This is a genomic window from Tenacibaculum aiptasiae (genome assembly GCF_008806755.1).
GTDB lineage: Bacteria > Bacteroidota > Bacteroidia > Flavobacteriales > Flavobacteriaceae > Polaribacter > Polaribacter aiptasiae.
Map to the genome: position 1 here is coordinate 158,027 of NZ_WAAU01000003.1, position 20,072 is coordinate 178,098.

General features: G+C 29.7%; 15 protein-coding genes. 8 read left to right on the plus strand and 7 right to left on the minus strand.

Translation table 11 applies throughout. The features are described 5' to 3' along the window. Nucleotides 1–71: 71 nt before the first annotated feature. The 3 genes from mfd to F7018_RS00790 all read left to right on the plus strand — a co-directional run bounded on the left by mfd (nt 72) and on the right by F7018_RS00790 (nt 5,577). A complete protein-coding gene (gene mfd, locus F7018_RS00780) occupies nt 72–3,404 on the plus strand; it encodes a transcription-repair coupling factor (protein WP_150898071.1) in 3,333 nt (1,110 codons plus the stop codon). Nucleotides 3,405–3,434: 30 nt separating this feature from the next. Next, nucleotides 3,435–4,760: a TlpA family protein disulfide reductase gene (locus F7018_RS00785; protein WP_175578599.1), complete on the plus strand. Its 1,326-nt coding sequence runs from the start codon at nt 3,435–3,437 to the stop codon at nt 4,758–4,760. Between the two features lie 85 nt (nt 4,761–4,845). Next, a complete protein-coding gene (locus F7018_RS00790; RefSeq protein WP_150898073.1) occupies nt 4,846–5,577 on the plus strand; it encodes a protein phosphatase 2C domain-containing protein in 732 nt (243 codons plus the stop codon). Nucleotides 5,578–5,582: 5 nt separating this feature from the next. On the opposite strand, the gene F7018_RS00795 is transcribed toward F7018_RS00790, so the two are convergent. Both F7018_RS00795 and F7018_RS00800 read right to left on the minus strand, forming a co-directional pair. Beyond that, complete coding sequence (locus F7018_RS00795) at nt 5,583–8,333, minus strand: AAA domain-containing protein (RefSeq protein ID WP_150898074.1); 2,751 nt, start codon at nt 8,331–8,333, stop codon at nt 5,583–5,585. Between the two features lie 111 nt (nt 8,334–8,444). Beyond that, a complete protein-coding gene (locus F7018_RS00800; RefSeq protein WP_150898075.1) occupies nt 8,445–8,651 on the minus strand; it encodes a hypothetical protein in 207 nt (68 codons plus the stop codon). 172 nt (nt 8,652–8,823) lie between these two features. Here F7018_RS00800 and F7018_RS00805 point away from each other — a divergent pair, with 172 nt between their 5' ends. Further along, nucleotides 8,824–10,389, plus strand: a complete 1,566-nt coding sequence (locus F7018_RS00805) for a hypothetical protein (protein WP_150898076.1) — start codon at nt 8,824–8,826, stop codon at nt 10,387–10,389. 89 nt (nt 10,390–10,478) lie between these two features. Here the strand turns inward: F7018_RS00805 and F7018_RS00810 are convergent, their stop codons facing one another. Both F7018_RS00810 and F7018_RS00815 read right to left on the minus strand, forming a co-directional pair. Further along, nucleotides 10,479–11,282, minus strand: coding sequence for a response regulator transcription factor (locus F7018_RS00810; protein ID WP_150898077.1), 804 nt, complete (start codon nt 11,280–11,282; stop codon nt 10,479–10,481). A gap of 3 nt (nt 11,283–11,285) precedes the next feature. After that, nucleotides 11,286–13,271 carry a tetratricopeptide repeat-containing sensor histidine kinase gene (locus tag F7018_RS00815; RefSeq protein ID WP_150898078.1) on the minus strand — a complete coding sequence of 662 codons (1,986 nt, stop codon included), beginning with the start codon at nt 13,269–13,271 and terminating at the stop codon, nt 11,286–11,288. Between the two features lie 181 nt (nt 13,272–13,452). On the opposite strand from F7018_RS00815, the gene F7018_RS00820 reads away from it, so the two are divergent. Next, nucleotides 13,453–14,310, plus strand: a complete 858-nt coding sequence (locus F7018_RS00820; protein ID WP_150898079.1) for a DMT family transporter — start codon at nt 13,453–13,455, stop codon at nt 14,308–14,310. Nucleotides 14,311–14,314: 4 nt separating this feature from the next. Here the strand turns inward: F7018_RS00820 and F7018_RS00825 are convergent, their stop codons facing one another. Next, complete coding sequence (locus F7018_RS00825) at nt 14,315–15,373, minus strand: hypothetical protein (protein ID WP_150898080.1); 1,059 nt, start codon at nt 15,371–15,373, stop codon at nt 14,315–14,317. An 82-nt stretch (nt 15,374–15,455) separates the two neighbouring features. Between F7018_RS00825 and F7018_RS00830 the strand changes: the two genes are divergently transcribed. After that, nucleotides 15,456–16,355: an energy transducer TonB gene (locus tag F7018_RS00830; protein ID WP_150898081.1), complete on the plus strand. Its 900-nt coding sequence runs from the start codon at nt 15,456–15,458 to the stop codon at nt 16,353–16,355. Here F7018_RS00830 and dprA read toward each other — a convergent pair. After that, a complete protein-coding gene (gene dprA / locus F7018_RS00835) occupies nt 16,352–17,455 on the minus strand; it encodes a DNA-processing protein DprA (protein ID WP_150898082.1) in 1,104 nt (367 codons plus the stop codon). The genes F7018_RS00830 and dprA overlap by 4 nt on opposite strands. Before the next feature lie 95 nt (nt 17,456–17,550). Between dprA and F7018_RS00840 the strand changes: the two genes are divergently transcribed. Then, on the plus strand, nt 17,551–18,450 hold the full coding sequence (locus F7018_RS00840) for an HU domain-containing protein (RefSeq protein ID WP_150898083.1): 900 nt from the start codon (nt 17,551–17,553) through the stop codon (nt 18,448–18,450). Nucleotides 18,451–18,511: 61 nt separating this feature from the next. Next, nucleotides 18,512–19,024 (plus strand): acyl-CoA thioesterase, encoded by a 513-nt coding sequence (locus F7018_RS00845; protein ID WP_150898084.1) that lies wholly within the window; start codon nt 18,512–18,514, stop codon nt 19,022–19,024. 7 nt (nt 19,025–19,031) lie between these two features. On the opposite strand, the gene F7018_RS00850 is transcribed toward F7018_RS00845, so the two are convergent. Continuing rightward, nucleotides 19,032–20,066 (minus strand): AI-2E family transporter, encoded by a 1,035-nt coding sequence (locus tag F7018_RS00850; RefSeq protein WP_150898085.1) that lies wholly within the window; start codon nt 20,064–20,066, stop codon nt 19,032–19,034. Nucleotides 20,067–20,072: the final 6 nt, after the last annotated feature.

A 20,072-nucleotide genomic window follows, 5' to 3' on the forward strand; every position in this document is an offset into this window, starting at 1 on the left:
GCAACTAATTTTAGAAAAATTTAAAATTAGAAAAAAAATAATACTCGTATTTTAGCTCAAAATTTTTTAGGTTGAGTAAGCAAACTATTGTAAATTATTACCAACAATCGGATAATGTAAACCAGATTGTTAGTGCATTTCAACAAGAACAACACCATTTTCAAATAACGAATTTGGTTGGTTCTTCGTTGTCTTTTGTTATTTCAGAATCATTTAAAAAAGCCGATAAACCTTACTTGTTAGTACTAAACGATAAGGAAGAAGCCGCTTATTATTTAAACGATTTAGAGCAATTATTAGGCGATAAAAACGTACTGTTTTACCCAGGTTCATATCGAAGACCTTATCAGATAGAAGAAACGGATAATGCGAATGTATTACTGCGTTCAGAGGTATTAAACCGAATTAATTCTCGAAAGAAACCAGCCATTATAGTTACTTATCCAACTGCTCTATTTGAAAAAGTAGTAACTAAGAAAGAACTAGAAAAAAACACACTAAAAATTACGGTTAGTGAAAATGTTTCGCCAGATTTTGTCAACGAAGTATTGTTTGAATATAATTTCAATCGAGTAGATTTTGTTACAGAACCAGGAGAATTCTCGGTACGTGGAGGAATTATTGATGTGTTTTCATTTTCCAATGACGAACCGTATCGTATAGAGTTTTTTGGCGACGAAGTTGATAGTATTCGAACCTTTGATGTAGAAACTCAACTATCAAAAGAAAAGCTGAAGAAAGTAAGTATAATGCCAAATGTAGAAAACAAGGCATTACAAGAAAAAAGAGAGAGTTTTTTAAAGTACATCTCTTCAAAAACAGCCATTTTTGTCAAGAATGTTGATATTCTTACAGGAAATTTAGATAAGTTTTATAGAAAAGCAGAGCTATCATTTGCCGAATTATCAACAGAAATAAAACATTCGGAGCCTAAAGAGTTATTTTGTAATGGAGAACTCATAAAAAATCAATTACAAGAGTTTACAACCGTAAAAATTGGAACAACAGTAGATGAAAAACTAACAAAAGTTAGTTTTGATACCCATCCACAACCTTCATTCAATAAAAAATTCGATTTATTAATTCAGAATTTTAACGAGTTTTCGGCTAAAGGATTTACCAATTATATTTTTTGTGCTAATGAAAAACAAGCACAAAGGTTCCACGATATTTTTGACGATGGTGAACAAGATGTTTCATATGAAACAATTGTATTCCCTTTGTATCAGGGGTTTGTTGATTTAGAAAACAAAATAGTTTGTTATACAGATCATCAAATATTTGAACGTTATTACAAATTCCGTTTAAAGAATGGATATGCTAAAAAGCAGTCAATAACCCTAAAAGAACTAACAAAATTAGATATTGGCGACTATGTAACTCATATAGACCACGGAATAGGAAAGTTTGGAGGATTACAAAAAATAGACGTAGAAGGAAAAAAGCAAGAAGCTATTAAACTAGTTTATGGCGATCGCGATATTTTGTATGTAAGCATCCACTCGTTGCATAAAATCTCGAAGTTTAATGGAAAGGATGGTAAGCCACCTAAAGTATATAAACTAGGCTCAGGTGCTTGGAAAAAGGTAAAACAGAAAACCAAGGCAAGAGTAAAGCATATAGCATTTAACTTAATTCAGTTATATGCAAAGAGAAAGTTACAAAAGGGATTTGCTTTTGGTCCAGATACTCACATGCAGCATGAGCTAGAAGCAAGTTTCTTGTATGAAGATACACCAGATCAGTACACATCTACACAAGATGTAAAGGCAGATATGGAAAAAGAACAACCTATGGATCGTTTGGTTTGTGGTGATGTTGGTTTTGGAAAAACAGAAGTAGCCGTGCGTGCAGCATTTAAGGCAGTAGATAACGGAAAACAAGTAGCTGTTTTAGTACCAACAACAGTTTTAGCGTTTCAGCACTTTAAAACCTTCTCTGAGCGATTAAAAGACTTTCCGGTTAGTATTGACTATTTAAACCGATTTAGGACCGCAAAACAGCGAAAAGGCGTTTTAGAAGGTGTTACCGATGGTAGTGTAGATATTGTAATAGGAACACATCAATTAACCAACAAGAGCATAAAATTTAAAGATTTAGGACTGTTAATTATTGATGAAGAACAAAAGTTTGGAGTAGCCGTAAAAGACAAGTTAAAAACTATTAAAGAAAACGTAGATACGCTAACCTTAACTGCAACACCAATTCCAAGAACATTGCAGTTTAGTTTAATGGCCGCACGTGATTTATCGGTAATAAAAACCCCACCACCTAACCGTCATCCAATAGAAACCAATGTAATTCGCTTTAGCGAAGAGAGCATTCGAGATGCAATTTCTTACGAGGTTTCACGTGGAGGACAGGTGTTTTTTATTCACAATAGAATAGAAAATATAAAGGAAGTAGCTGGTTTGTTACAACGATTGGTACCAAGTGCTAAAATTGGTATAGGCCACGGTCAAATGGAAGGAAAAAAGCTAGAAGAATTGATGCTTGGTTTTATGAACAATGAATTTGATGTATTAGTATCAACTACCATTATTGAAAGTGGATTGGATGTACCTAATGCAAATACCATTTTTATAAACAATGCTAATAATTTTGGACTGTCTGACCTTCATCAAATGCGTGGACGTGTAGGACGTTCAAACAAAAAAGCTTTTTGTTACTTTATTACACCTCCATATCATATGATGACAGACGATGCTCGTAAGCGTATACAAGCCTTAGAGCTGTTTTCTGAATTAGGTAGTGGATTGAATATAGCCATGAAAGATTTAGAAATTCGTGGAGCTGGAGACTTATTAGGAGGTGAACAAAGCGGATTTATTAATGATATTGGTTTTGATGCTTATCAGAAGATATTACAAGAAGCTATAGAAGAGCTAAAAGAAAACGAGTTTAAAGAATTATATCCGGTAGATGAAAATGCACCAAAAGAATACGTAAAAGAGGTGCAAATTGATACCGATTTTGAGATTCTTTTCCCTGACGATTATGTGAATTCTGTTACAGAACGTTTAAGCTTATATAACAAGTTATCTACCCTAACCACAGAAGAAGAATTACTAGAATTTGAGAGTCAAATTACCGATCGTTTTGGAGAATATCCAACACAAGTTCAAGATTTATTTGACAGTGTTCGTATTAAATGGTTAGCAAAAGAATTAGGGATTGAAAAGATAATCTTAAAGCAAAAACGAATGATTGGATACTTTGTATCGGATCAGCAAAGTGCTTTTTATCAAACAGAAGCATTTACTAAGATGCTACAGTATGTACAACGTAATTCTAAAAGCTGTGTAATGAAGGAAAAACAAACCAAAAATGGCTTGCGTTTACTTATTACATTTATAAAAATAGATTCGGTTCATAAAGCCTTAGAAACCTTAAAAAGAGTATAAATTAAATAATTAAAAAAAGCTATGAAAAAAATGAGTATGCTACTAATACTGTTTGCATCAGCAGTAGTATTAGGTCAAGAATTAAAAGGAAAAATAGAGAATTATGAAAAAGGAACTTTTTTTTCGTTACGAAACCTTGGAGAAAGAGTAGTTAAAAACATTGAAGTAGATACAACAGGTACGTTTAATACAGGAAAAATTGATTTATCTGATGGATATTATATTCTAAGAAAGAATAATGAAATGATTTATTTGTATCTAAAAAACGATGATGATTTAACCATTTCATTTGATGCAAAAGATCTTATAAATACGGTTGCTTTTTCAGGGAAAGGAGCAAAAATAAACCAGTATTTAATAGATAAAAGAAAATTATTTATAGAGAGAAAAAAAGATACTGAGAAGTTTTATAAAGTAGGTGAGAATAAATATTCAGAGCAAATAAAAATCTTAAATGAAGAGGTTAAAAATATGCTAATGAGTAAAAAATTAGACGATTCTTTTGTTGGGAAAGAATTAGAAAATTTAAAATACGACTACTTATTGGATTTATATAGTTATGAAAATTTGCAAAAATTTTATTTTGGAAAAATAGTTACTCCTTCAGAAAGCTATTTAAAGCCTTTAAAAGATATAAATTATGATGATGAGTATTTGTTTAATACAATACCAGCATATAAGAGTTTAGCGGGTTTAAAATGGAAAAAAGCTATAGAAAAAGCAGAAGATATAGAAGAAATGGACTTGCTGTTTAGAAGTATTAAAACAGGAGCGTTAAAGCTAGATGTATTATTGAGTTTTTATTATGGTATTTCTAAAACCCCAAAGAAATCAGAAGAATATTATAAGCTGATAAAAGCATATGTTACCCACAAAGAGTTTTTAAAAGAAGCCAAGAAGTTATATGAAAATGTTAAAAAAACTAAAGAAGGGAAAACATCTCCTAATTTTGAATTTAATGATATAAACGGAAAAATAGTTAAGCTAACCGATTTTAAAGGTAAATATGTTTTTATAGACGTTTGGGCTACTTGGTGCTTACCTTGTTTACAGCAAATACCTTACATAAAAAAGTTAGAAGAAAAATACCATGGCAAAAACATAGTTTTTATTGGGATTTCAGTTGATAAGAAAGATAAATATGCTTTATGGAAAGAAACATTAGAATCTAAAAAAATGAAAGGAATACAGTTATTTGCAGATAATTCTTTTCAATCTAAATTTATAGAATCATACAGTATAACTTCGATTCCAAGATTTATATTAATATCACCAGAAGGAAAAATTGTGAATCCAAATATGCATAAACCTTCAGATGAAAGAACTGAAGAAGTTTTAGATGAACTACTCAAATAATTAAAAACTCCTCTATTCAAAGAGGAGTTTTTTAGTTTTTGAAGTATTTAGAATTTTAATAAAAAAGTGTTTACTTTTGTGGTGAATGAAGATATACTCAACGCTCCAGAGAGGAGAATTCCACACCCATTACTGCGAAGATTTTTTAATAAACGAAGAACTATCCAATAATCAGAGATTAATAGCTGTTATGGATGGATGTTCCACGGGGAAAGAAGCTGTTTTTTCATCTATATTGTTTGGCAAAATCTTAAGAAATATAGCTAAAAAGATAGGATATAAGTTTTTTGTAGAGAAAGAAGTTACAGGACCTAAACTAACACTTGAAAACGTTTTAAAAGAGCTTTTTGATGAATTAAAAATCATTAGAAATAAGTTAGATTTAGAATTTAACGAGTTGTTATCTACTTTAATTTTAGGAATAGTGAATTCTAATAATGCTAAGGCAGAAATTATAGTTGTAGGTGATGGATTGGTTTGTGTTGATGGAAAAGAATATCATTTTGAACAAGAAGACAAACCTGATTATCTGGGCTATCATTTGAATGAAGATTTTAATTTCTGGTTTGAGCAACAAAAACAACGAATTTCAATAGAAATGTTCCACGATTTATCTATCAGTACAGATGGAATTTATTCTTTTAAAAATCTTAAAAACAAAGAAAATCAAAAGGAAGAATCAGAAATAATTCAAATATTATTAAAAGATATCCCAGAAGCGTCTGCTACCAATTTTTTAGATAGAAAATTGATAGAGTTATCCAAAGAAAACCAGATTCCAACAGACGATATAGCTATTTTAAGATTAGTGATTTAATAATTCTAGTTACTTACCAAGTCTTTTTGCTGAGGTAATTTATCTTTAATAATTTTTATTAAAAATCTTAGTACTTCATCTCTTCTATATTTCCATGAGACATAAGAAATAGGGATTATTTGTATTCCTACTCTGTGCAAAATACGATATCTTTCAATATCAAAAGCATGAATAAAACTACCAGGATACCCTATTAAATCAATACCAAGGTACTTTTTATCCTTTTCTAGCAATAAATCTATACTTAAACCTGCAATGACGTATCCAACATGAATAGTTGCGTTAAACGGCTTTAAAAAGGCTTGTATTTCTTTACTGAAGATATCTTCTTCAATTTTTAAAGTGGTAGTCTGTTCAGAAATTTGTTTCTCAAAAGAGCTTAAATAATGCTTCAATAGTGATTTTTCTGGTAAGGCTTGAGAAGTCACTGAATAAAATACGTGTTGTTCATGTCGAGCACGGGTAATAGCTACATTAAATACATCTTCTTTGTTTAAATAATTTAAACTAGCAAAATGTGATTGTTCGCTAACCACCATGGATAAAAGCATAACATCGCATTCTTCTCCTTGAAAATGATAAGGAGTTCCGAGTTTAATCTTATGTTTTTTAATCTGTCGTAATGTAAATGCTTCTTTAATAGCCTTAGTTAAATAGTCCGTTTGTTGTCTAAAAGGTGATAAAATACCAATACTGGTAGCCTTACTTTTGTGTGTTTCTTTTTCTTTAACAACAATACCTTTTACATGGTTAATGATGAGGTTTATTTCTTCATTATTAACACCATTTTCTTCTTGTTTTCCTGAAGTTTTATGTAAAAAAACGGCTTGTTTATGAGTATTTGAAGGTGTTTGAGTCATGATACGAAGGGCTTCTCCGTAAAATGTAGCATTACTAAAACGTATAATGTCAGGTAAAGAACGATAATGCTCGTCTAATAATACTATTTGATTTCCTTTTTCAGTGCTTTCTAAGGTGAAATCTAACAAACTTTTTTTACGATAATTAAAACGCAAAGCATCGGTAATGTTATGTTGCTTTTGATAACGATGCATTTGAGTTTTTGATAAGAAACTAATATGACGTAATTGATTTGTATCTCCAGCAACCACAACTTTTTTAGCTCTTTGCATAATAGGTAAGCAAGAAGCAATGTCGCATTGGGTAGCCTCATCAACAATAGCAATGTCAAAAAGATCTTTTTGCATTGGTAAACAAGAAGAAACTTCGTCTATTTTTACCAACCAAATAGGTAAGAAATGTGTAAGAGATGTAGCATCTAAATTTTGTATATGTTGGTTTTTTAAAGATTTTTCTTCTGTTTCTAATATATTTGTTAGGGTGATTAACTTCCTTATTTCGCTGTTTGAATAAATGTTAATTTTACTTATTAAGTTTTTAAATAATGCTTCATCAGCCTTTTTTTCAAATGAACTTAATGTATCAAAGTATTTTAATATAATATCCCACTCTTCGGCTTCAAAAGATCGAATAAAATTGATATCAATTTTTGAAAGAGTTCTTTGTAGAAAACTATCTGAAAATAACTTTTCAACACGATCTATTTCTTTTGTAGCTTTTTCGGTAAAGTTAGTTTCCAAAGATTTTAAAGAATTGTACAAAGTATTCTTCTTTAAATTAGCATTGGTTGCTTGTTCTAGATGATTATGGCGATAATAACGCCCACTACTTATTCTTTTTAGTTTAGCTAAAACAGTTCTTTTATAGTAGTTACCTCCTACTTTAATAGCAAATTCACCTATTTTAGAACTCATTAATTTGTCTGAAACTACTTGTAAAGCTTGTGGAGTTTTAGTAACAATCAATACACTTTTTCCTTTACTTACATAGTCTTGAGCAATGGCATTGATAGTATATGTTTTCCCTGTTCCTGGAGGTCCAAAAATGACCGATTTATGATATTTAGATGCATTGTAAACAATACGTTCTTGTGCTGTGTTTAACAGTAAAGGAATTTGTATGTTTCTATCTACATTCGATTGTTCTTGAGGTACATGTGAGAAAAAAGCTTGAATAGCTTGTGAATAATCGGAACTATTTTTTAATAATTCTAATTCGTTAACTACAGCATTAACATTGTTAATTCTACTAGATATAAAAACTCCAGAACTAGCTACTAGAGTATATTTTTCTGCTTCCTCGGTATTTTGAAGTTTTTTCTTTAAAAATGTTTGATTTTTCAACTTAGGAAAAAGTAAAAAGTCATTGTCAATATCTAAGTTTTTAATGTGCTTTTCAAGAATTCTTTTAAACTGACTTAACGCTTCAAAAGTTAAATGTGAATTGTATTCTAAAAACTGTTCTACTTCCGTTAAAAAATCTTCAAAAGAAGTTTGATATAATAAGTTTCTACAAAAAGCAATATTCAATTGCCTAGTTTGTTGATCAATTTTTATAAAATAATCCTCCTCTTTTTCTATAATTTCAGCCTTATATAAAAATAATGGAGCAGCTATAGAATTAACTCTCTTTCTAAAATTATTTTTCTTTCCTAAACAAAATAAACTCCCATACCATAGTTCTTTATCGTTTTTAAATAAGGTAAGTGTTTGTAGGCATTGTTCAGCTTGTTTTTTAGCTATAAACTGAATTGGATAAAGATTATTAACAAGCTCCTCTTTAGGTTTTATAATAAACTGATTTTCATATTTGGATGAAAAAAAATTAAGTATGCCAGTTTCATTATTGTCAGCTTTATAACAAGAATGGAAATAAGAAATATAGTTCGTTATCATAGTTTTTTTAAGAACAGCTAACTTAAGAAATCTATAAATAATAAAAAGAGTAGCATTTATTAAAACACTACTCTTATTTTCTTCCCCTTAATACATAATTAAATTTCCCCTCTATCCAAAAAAGTACTTATAAAAATTAACCAAAGAAGCATAAAGCATAAATAAGGCCATTGCTTTTGCTGTATACATATAGCCTTTAATACCAAATACTTTTTTAAAAAACCATATAAATCTTGTACTTGATTTTTCTGAAGTATCTTTTGCTATCTGAAACCAAAATAAGGCTGCAAAGCCCAATAAAAAAAATCCTGAAAACATAAGATTAATAAATTAAAATTTCTGAGTTAAAAGTATTTTAAAATCTCTAAAAAGAGGATTAGATTTTCACCAGTAACAATTAGATTTTCACCAGTATAATCCACATTTCCACTAGGTCATTTTTTTGACGCAATTTCTACGCTACTTTCGTGAAAAACAATGAAATAAAATCATGAAAACAACTCAGTATCTATTCACATTATTATTCGTTTTTTTACTTCAAACGAACCATGTAAATGCCCAGTTTGGAAAGCTCAGTAAGCGATTTAAAAAAACATCTAAAGCTATTTCTAAAAACACTCAAAAAGTAACAAACACAAAACAGCTTTTGGCGTCTTTTTTTGATGCCGATTTTAGTACCTATCCTAATCTAATAAAATCAAAACCTTATAAAGAACAAGTACGTAATTCTGGTGCTGTAAGTAGAATTAATAAAGTAGATCAGCTAATCTCATTATATCTAAGAGATAAATCGAAATGGGAAGCCAAAGGTTTTTCTAAATATCAAGGGTTTTTAAAAGCTCGTATATCTCGATTAGAACCTGGAGTACAAGGCATACAGGAAGTAGCTCCTGCATGGTTTATGCTGCCATTTTACCATAAAACAATCAATAATATTAAAGAAGAATTAGAAGGTAAAACAGCCGAAAATGAAGCATTGAAACAAAAACAATATGAAGATGAACTTCAAGCAAAAAAAGAACAAGGAGTTGCTGATTCTTTAGCCTATGTACAAAAGGCTTACGATGAATTTAAGATGTTAACTAAGGAAAGACCTTATAAAGAAGAGGAAAAAATAGTTTCAGATTTTCATAAAAAGAATATTGGAAAAATAGTTTTTTCAAAATCTAATATTGTTAAGGATGCTCCAAGTACTACCAAAACAACTAATTATTTTACTTCTAATGATGAGATTTATATGGCAGCATATTTAGGAAAGGCTATTCGAAATATGTACTTTAAACCTAAAAATGTTGAAAAAGAGTTATATAAAGATTTACTATTATCTGCCGATAATTACAATGTATCTATTTACATAGATGGGAAAAAACACTATACTCCAGAGCTTCGTTTAAACTTTGAAGGAATGAACGAAAAATACGTGGAACCTTTATCGTATTACGCTTCTTGGCATACTAAAAAAAGAGACGGAGGTTATACTTCAGAGGATTTTATTGAAATAATGAGAAAATTACCAAGAGGTAAACATAAAATTAAAATTGTAGCTACGGTAAATACATCAATAAATTTCCAAGATCCAGAGTTACAAGTTCAGGCTTATTTTGAAAAGAATCGCTATAAAAACGAAGAGTTATGGGAAGCTTCAAAAAAGAGCATTGATTATAAGCCAGAGGCACCAGTTTTTGAGGGAGAATTTACAATTAATATCCTTGGTCCAATGAAGTCTGGGTATAAGTGGACAACTGTTAAAACAGGAGGCCTAAATAAGAGTGCTAGTATTAAAGCTGGGATTAAAAAAGTAGAACAAAAAGACGGTTCAAAGGTTATTGGAGTAAAGGTAGAATCTGATAGTTATGGAATAGCTCGTAACAGTCTTACAGGCGTAATACTATATCGTTATGTAGTTGCTACAGTAGCTTTTAAAAGTAAAAGAAATGGGTTGCCTTATAAATTCCGCAAAACATATAAACAACGATATAATGGAAGTAAATATCAAACTACTTGGTATGCTAATACAGCAGCTATAGGAGGCGTATATAGACTTTTAGACTTGTAAAATACTTAAAACATAAGTAAGGGAAGACTGCTCTTAAAGTATTATAAAACTACTAGTTAGAAATTATAGACTTTAAAGCAGTCTTTATATTATTCTACTAAATAAAATCGATTGATTTGGTTTCTCAAGTTGTTTTTATAGGTAGCCCCAATAACAAAAGTAGTTTTGCCTATTACTATTTTATCACCTAAAATGTTTCCATTGTAAAAATTAGGTGATAGATTTACTATAGTTCCCTCATTAATTCTACAAAAATTAGAGGGTAATTGAGATTGTAATGAACGCAAGGAAGTTTTTAGAAAGTAATATTCTTTTTGATGAGTTTGAAACCATATATAATTTTCACGAACAGCCTCAGGTTCATCGTTTTCATTTAAAAAAGCTTTTTTAGAAAAGAAAGCTATATCTGAATATGCAACAGGAACTTTGGTAATTTGAGAATCGGTGTATTGTTTCAATTCTTCTAAATAATCTACTAACCCCATAACCCCTTTTTTAGGGGTTGTTTGTCTGATGTTTTTTTTAGCAAGTACGGTTTGAATAGTTCTTATAATTTCTCTAGAATCTAATCGAGGCTTTGTTTTTAGCATAAATGCATCATGATGCGTTGCTAATCCTTGATAAAAAGTTTGATTATCCTGTAAACTAGTTAAATAAATAAAAGGAATTGAATAATGGTCAGATAAGTATTTTCCTAAATCTATGCCTGTTTCTGTTCCTTGCAAATCAATATCTAATAAAACCAAGTCAGGCAATTGTTTAGTAAGTGCTTTTTTAGCATCTTCAACACTTGGTAAATAATCACTTACTGCATACCCTTCTTTTAATAATAATCTACGTAAACGCTCGTATAATATAGCTTCATCTTCTACAATAAAAATAGTTGCTTTCATAAATTATAAAGGGAATTTAATTTGCATACGAACACCTTGATGTTCCATAATTTGGAAGTTACCATTTAATTGACGACTTAACAGTTGAATGGTTCGTAAACCAAAAGAAGTTGTAGTATCTATATTAAAATCAGAACTAAATCCAATTCCATTGTCTTTTAATTCTAATATACCTTCATTTTTGTTTTGTGTAAGTTGAACCCAAACGGCTCCTTTGTGTTGATTTGGAAAGGCGTGTTTAATTGCATTTGTTAAAAATTCGTTGACAATTAAACCTAAACAAAAAGAGGTTTCAGCTTTTAACTGTAAGTTTTCACTCACTTCATTTTCAATAGTTACTGTTTCATCTGGAAAAGTATCTTGCAACTTGTCAATCAATTGATTTACATAACGACGAGCTGGAATTTTTAATCCATTTTCTGTTTGATATAAGTGATTGTGAACTTCGTATATACCATTTATTTTTTGTTGAATTTCTGATAGTTTAGATTCAAAATGAGTTTCATCAAATTCTTCTTTAGCTACCTCTAAAAATGCATCAATAATTCCTAAGTTATTTTTAATGCGATGATGCATTTCTTTTTGTAAAGCAATGATTAGTTTTTGCTGACGGTTACTTTTAATCAACAACCAAAAAATTATTGTTAATACAATTAAAATAGTACTGATTATCCAGATTAATAATCGATTTTTTTTGCTCTGATTTACTAATAAAATTTCTTGTTTTTCCTTTTGAAGTTCTAGCTCTAAATTCTCTTTTTCCTTTTGAGCAAGTCCTATTTTTTGTGAAGTATAAGCTGTTTTACGTTTTACAGTTTCATTAGCTACTGAGTCTTTTAAATGAATGCGAAGGCTTTGCAAATTATAAGCTTGTTCCCAGTTTTTATTAGCTACATATAACTTTTCTAAAGCTTTGTAATTGGCAATTTTTAAATCGGCCATTCCCTTTTCTTTTTTAAGAGTTTCAAACTGTTTTATAGCGCTATTCGTTTTGCCCTTAATTTTATCCATGTGTGCATGGATACTAGCAATATTATAATCGTAAGTTTTCTTAACGGGGCTTTCAATGGCCAAAAAATCATTGTAAACTTTTAAGGCTTCCTTTTTCTTGTTATTTTTTAACAATACCCTAATATATCCAGGCTGTATAAGTTTCCATTCCCAATCTGAATAAAAACCTGAGTTTTTAAAGAGTTCTAAACCTTTTTTATAAGCATCTAAAGCCTCCTTGTTTTTTTCTATATGACCTAAGTTTATGGATCTATTTATAGTGCTAACAAATTGATAATAAACATTATCCAAATCACCATAACGATCAAAAGCTTCTTGATATCTTTTATCAGCTAACTCATAATTACCAACAGAAGTATCAATCATTGCTTGGAACATAGCAGCACTTGCAGCATAAAAGGGACTTTGCTCTATTTTATTAGCTTTTAATAATTGATCGATATGATTTTCTGCTTTAAAAAAATTACTCTGACCAAGGTAAAGACCTACCAAGTTAATATGCACTCTACACTCTCCAGAAATATCATTTAATTTTCTATAATTAGTTAAGGCTTGATTGTATAACTCTAAGGCTTTTTTAGTTTGGTTATTTTCTTTGTAATGATTAGCCAAATTCATTTTTAAACCAGCTAAATTGCTGAAATCATTATTTTTTTCGGCAACTTTAATACCTCTCTTTAATTGACTTTTAGCACTATCTACTTTATTTAATGAACTCCATAAATTTCCTTTTAACAAGTATTGCCAAGCAATAAGTGATTGGTTTTTCGTGTTTTTTTGAATAGAATCTAGAAAAAGTAATCCCTCTTCTATTTTTCGATGTGAATCGTAATAATTAGTAATCGTAGTTTGAATATCTTTTTTTGCTTTATAGGTGTAAGCAGTATCTAAAATATGACGTAAACTATCTGGAATTTGTGAAAAACAATTAGAAACGGTGAATATAATACCAATTAAAATGAAGGGATACGTTTTCATACCTACAAAAATAGCGTATGAAATTAGCCTTCGTTATGCAGATATTACCCTATACCTTGAGTCATTTACCTTAAATTGTATTTTTTAGGGGTTATAAACTCCAAAAGATCAGTTTAAACACAATTTTTCCAATAATTAATTATCAGGAATCCTTTTATATTTGCGGGCATATTTTAATAGCATGCAAAACAATCATATTCAAAACTTAACAGGCTTATTGTTAGCAACATTTTTTATCAGTACTTCAGGTGTTTTAGGTAAATATATTGCCATGCCTTCTGAAGTAATTGTTTGGTTTCGATCAGCTTTTGCTATGGTGTTTTTATACGTGTTTTGCCGTTATAAGAAAATAACAGTTACTATTAAATCAAGGAAGCACTTAATACCGTTTATTATTAGCGGGATTTTTATGGCAATTCATTGGATTACTTATTTCTATGCTTTAAAAAAATCGAGTGTTGCTATTGGGATGTTATCATTGTACACGTTTCCAGTTATGATTGCTTTTTTAGAGCCTTTATTTTTAAAAGTTAAGTTCAATCCTATATATATTGTTTTAGGGATTATGGTGTTGTTAGGAATTTATATTCTTGCACCCGATTTTAATTTAGAAAGTTCTAATGTACAAGGAGTTTTGTTTGGACTTTTATCTGCGCTATGTTATTCTATTAGAATCTTAATATTAAAGCAATATGTTACTCAATATGATGGAGTATTACTCATGTTTTTTCAAACCTTAATAATTACTGTTTGTTTGGTACCTGTTCTGTTTTTTATGGACGTATCAGGATTCGAAAGTCAATTTCCATTTTTATTATTATTAGCTTTATTAACTACAGCTATTGGACATAGTTTAATGGTACATTCGTTGCAGTTTTTCTCAGTGTCTACAGCTAGTATCATTAGTAGCGTGCAACCTATTTTTGGAATTATTTTAGCTTTTTTATTTTTAAATGAAATTCCCACATGGAACACTTATTTGGGAGGAAGTTTAATTTTAGCTACTGTAATTATAGAAAGTATTAGAAGTAAAAAATAATCGATTAGATTACTCTCATATTTTCATAATTACGCTTTACAAACTCTAGTGCAGTATCTAGTATTTCTCCCATATTATTGCTCTTTTTAAAATGAACATCTTTAGTAAAATCAAAAATTTGCTGTTTTAACAAGCTAATGTTTTTTTCGGTTGAAATTACATCGTTTTTCATACAATAAACGAGTTGGTCTACCCTACTTTCAGAACTTAAAATACGTTTAGCAACAATAGAGCGTTCTTCAATTTTGTATTGATTAATAGAAGTTTCTTGAAGCTTTTGCCCTACTAAGGTTACCATTGAAAAGTTTTCTTTAAAAAATTGAGGATAATACACTTTGAATTTTCCTTCAAAACATTGTTGATCAAAATCTATTGCACGAATTTTATACACTACATGATCAAAGTCATGAGTAGGTACAATTACGTAGTTATATGAACGCATATCGCCCAATAAACGAATCATACAACGTTCGTTAAATTTCACAAACTCTTTAGCTATCTGAGCTTTTTCAGATTCGGTACATTTTGGTAAAAAATCTTTAATAAAAACATCACCTGGAATTCCAGCAATATGTTCTTCAATTAGTGTGTCTTTATACACTAAAAAATTGAGATTGTAAGGTGATAAAATATGTTCTAATTCAAGCCCATAAATACGAGAGGCATCGGTTTTTTTTACATAAAAATAGGTATAGTTATCGTTTAAAATATTACGAACTTTTACACGGAATGGTTTAGAGTTACCAAAAGTACAGTAGTCTATGGCATCAATATTTAAAAAAGGAATGGTTTCTTCATTACCATTTGAATGTAAAATAGTGTATACTTTTTTAAGACTTAAATCAATTTCTTCACGATCAAATTCAGAATAATAGGTGCGCACCCAGAGTGTATCAACATCATTGTTATCATATACAACTATCGATCCTTGAAATCGCAATAAATCATCATAAAAAATAGGGATTTTAATGTTTCTACTATGCTCGGTTAAATAAGTATGCAGCTCTTCAGTTACTGGAAAAGCAGGCTTTTTTTGAGACATTAATTTTTCTTCTGATGACATTCGGATGGTTAATTTTTGATGTTAGCTAATTTAAATTATTTCTTTGGAATAGTCTTTGCTACTTTTTACAAAACGATTAACTATGAAAAATTATAAACTACGTATTCCAAAACCTTGTCATGAAGATTGGGAAGAAATGACAGCTAATGAAAAAGGAAAATTTTGTACTTCTTGTTCTAAGACTGTAATAGATTTTACTAAGAACTCAACATATGAAATTAAAAAATATTTGATTGAAAATATAAACCAAAGAGTTTGCGGACACTTTCATAGAAAACAGTTAGATAGCATAGTTATTCAGCTATCAGAAAATACTTTTAACCAGCAGTTGACATTTCAAAAACTATTTTTATTGACTTTATTATTAGTAATGGGAACAACTTTATTTAGCTGTAAAACAAAGACTGGTAAGATTCAAAAAATAGAGAAAGTTGAAATAATAGATAGTTTACTGGTTGATATAAAAGATGATACTATAAAATATTTGAACCCAAAAGATTCAATAGTAAAAAGGAGCTCTTTATGTGCAATGAAAGAAAATAATGAAGATGATGTAATGATTGATGGATTAATTGAAATTACTGGAAAAATAAGAATAGAAGAAGCTGTATTTGAAGAAAATAAGGTATATCCTATTCATTTAGTTGATGAATATATTAGGTTTAAAGAAGATAAACCACTTTCAGAAAATAAAGCAAAAAAGGCATTTGAAAAAAAAATTAGAACATTCGTGAAGAATAACTTTAAAATGGATATAACCAATAATCTTGGTTTACATTCTGGAAAATATAAAATTTTTACACAACTTATAATTGATAAAAAAGGAATTGTATCCAATATAAAAGTAAGAGCGCCTCATCAAAAATTGATAGAACATATCAAAGAAGTTTTAAAAGAACTACCACAGTTTATACCAGGGAAAATAGAAGAAAAAAATGTGAGTGTTAAATATACTTTTCCAATAACTTTTAAAATAAACTAAACTTCAAACATTTTACCTGGTAAAGGTTTTACAATATCTTTTAATTCCATTTGTAATAATATAGAAGATAGCTGATATATGGGAATTTCGCATTTTATAGCAATAGTATCCATGAGTTGCTTACCATGTTGCTGTAAGTAATCATAAATCTTTTTTTCAGTATCATTTAAACTTACAAATAATTGTTTTTGTATGGCCTGTACCTTTTTAGTTTGTTGAACATCCCAATTCAGCATTTTTACAATATCCTCAGCTGAGGTTAATAAATGTGCTTGATTGTTTTTTATTAAGTTATTACAACCTATGCTATAGGTGTCTGTGTATTTTCCAGGTAAAGCAAAAACATCTCTGTTATAAGAATTAGCAATATCAGCAGTAACTAATGAGCCTCCTTTTTCTGCAGATTCTACAATAATTGTGGCTTTAGAAAGTCCAGCAACAATACGATTACGCTTTAAAAAGTTTTCTCGTTGAGGTTTTTCCTGATGCCAAAATTCGGTAATAAAACCACCATTTTTATGTAATTGAGAAATATATCTTTTATGAGTTTTTGGATAAATATCTTCCAAACCATGTGCTAAAACAGCTATGGTTTGTAAGTTGTTTTTTATGGCTGCTTTGTGAGCATATATATCAACACCATAGGCAAAACCACTAACTATTATAGGGTTATAAGTTTTTAAATCTTCAATCAATTGATTACAAAAATCACGTCCATACGAAGTACACTTTCTAGTCCCAACAATTGAAATAATTTTTTGATTGTTCAAATTCATGTCTCCATCTTTAAAAATAAGAATGGGGGGATCTACAGAATTTTTTAAATTAATAGGGTAATCTTCTTCTAAAAAATATGAATATTGAATGTTTTTTTGCTGTATATATTTTAACTCCTCCTCTGCTCTTTTTAGGTTTTTTGTATCCAATAAATGTGTTGTAATATTTGGACCAATTCCATTAATTTTATGAAGAGAGTTTTTATGTTCTTTAAATACATTTTCTACACCTCCAGTAGTACTAATTAGCTTTTTTGCTAAAACACTACCAATGTTTTTTGTAGTCTGTAGCCTAAGAATGGCTAGTAATTTTTCTTCTTTCATATAGCAATATTTTGATTATCAATATACAAAAAAACTGTTGATAAATTTTAGAAGTAACCTTGACAAGAAACGCTAAAAAAACTATCTTTGTTTTTATGACATTAGCCAACTATATAAACGATTTATTATACAGATACGATTGCGTAATTGTTCCTAACTTTGGTGGATTTGTAACCAACAAAATAGGTGCTAAAGTGAATAACTTTACTCATACCTTTTCACCACCTAAGAAACAAATTACTTTTAATTCGTATTTGCAACACAATGATGGTTTATTGGCTAATTACATAGCTTCTAACAAAAACATTTCTTTCGAGAAAGCAAATGCATTTATTGCTAGTGAAGTAGCAAAGTGGAAAAAGGAGTTAGAATCTAAAACTATTACTGTTGCTTCAGTAGGTGCTTTATCTTTAAACGAAGCAAAGCAAGTAGTTTTTGAACCTAATACTTCTAGTAACTTTTTAGCAGAATCTTTTGGTTTAGCTGAGGTAGAAAGTCCTGCAATAAAAAGATTTAAAGAAGAAGTTAAAACATTACCAGCTACTGCTGAGGAAAAAGAAAGAAGAATGCCTATTTTATTAAAGCGTGCTGCTGTAGCTGCCGCTGTTGTAGGTATTGCTTATGTTGGTTGGAATGGAGTTCAAAACCAACAGCAAAAAGAAGTTTTAGCAAATCAAGAGAAATCTTTACAAAAGAAAATACAATCTGCAACTTTTGTAATTGATAATCCGTTACCAACAATCAATTTAAATGTAGCAAAGGCTGAAGATAATAACTTTCATATTATTGCTGGTGCTTTTCAAGAAGTTGAAAATGCTGAAAACAAGCTACAAGAGTTAAAAGACTTAGGTTATGATGCAAGCATCATTGGAGAAAATGCTTATGGTTTAACTCAAGTTGCTTTTGCTAGTTATAGTAACAAATCAGATGCAAGAAAAGCATTAGAATTGATTAAAGAAAAGGTAAGCGAAGACGCTTGGTTATTGGCTAAATAATCACATTTAAAATTACCCGTTTTTTTGGCTTTATGTATATCTTTGCATCAAAATTTAATTGATGAGAGTTAAAACGCCAAAAGAGTCATTAACTGTACTTACCGATCTTGTTTTACCAGGTGAAACAAATTATTTAGATAACCTTTTTGGAGGTGAATTATTAGCACGTATGGACAGAGCTTGTAGTATCGCAGCTCGTCGCCATTCGAGAAGAATTGTGGTTACTGCATCCGTAAATCATGTCGCGTTTACTAAATCAGTTCCTGTAGGAAGTGTTGTAACAGTAGAAGCGAAGGTTTCAAGAGCTTTTAAATCATCAATGGAGGTTTATGTAGATGTTTGGATAGAAGATCGTCAATCGGGTGAAAAAACAAAGGTAAATGAAGGAATTTACACATTTGTTGCTGTTGACGAAACTGGAAAACCAGTACCTATTGCACAAATTAAACCAGAAACTGAATTGGAAAAGCAACGTTACGACGGAGCTTTACGTAGAAAGCAGCTTAGCTTAGTTTTAGCGAATAAATTAGCGCCTAAAGATGCAACTGAGTTAAAAGCATTGTTTTCTGAATAAAACGAGCTTAAACCTCTTCTAAATCGCCGTTTTCGGATAAGAAAATGGCGATTGTTTTAGTTTTCTCAAACTGTGAGAATATTATAATCATAATTACAGTAATTGGTACACTTAAAATCATACCTGTAATTCCCCAAATTTTTCCCCACACAGCTAACGATAATATTGTTACAAGTGGACTTAAATTTAACGACTTTCCAAATAACTTAGGCTCAATTACATTTCCTACGATTACTTGTACGGTACCTACAGCAATTAATACGATTATAAAAGGAGTAAATTCACCAAACTGTATTAAACTAAAAATTGCTGGGAAAACTGTAGCTATTAAAGAACCAATAGTTGGGATGTAATTTAATAAGAAGATTAAAAAAGCCCAGAAAGGAGCGCTATCTACCCCTACTACTAGTAAAACAATATAACTTAGAACTCCAGTAAGTAAGCTTACATACGTTTTTAAACGAAGATAATTTGAAATTGAAAACTCAATTTTAGATAACATAGATTGCATGCTATCATAACTTGTTTGTTTACCCTGAAACATCTTTACTAGTTTCTTTTTAAAGCTAGTTTCTTCTAAGAAAATAAACAACGCATAGATTACAATCATAAAAGTATCACCTAGTAAACCGCTTATTCCATTGGCGATATTTCCTAGTACAGAACCATAATTAAAATCTCCTAAAACAGAAGTAATTGATTTAATTATATCAATATGAAAATAAGTATCTAACTTTTTAATAATTGCCTCAACATTAGGTTCGTATTTTGAATAGGAAGTAGTTAAGTCAGAAATACTGTTTGTTATAATTCCTGAAATAAATCCAAAGCTTAAAATTATTAAAGTGAAAACTATAAGGTTACTTAACCAAAAAGGAATAAACTTTTTAGCAAAAGGTATCTTATAAATAGTCTTTCGTATTTCACGAGTTAAAAACCAAAAGATTAAAGCAAAAATGAATGGAATTAGGATACCTTTTCCAATTACTAATGTTGCAATTAATGCTATGGTTATAATAATAAAGTTAGCTGAATTTTTCATGTATTT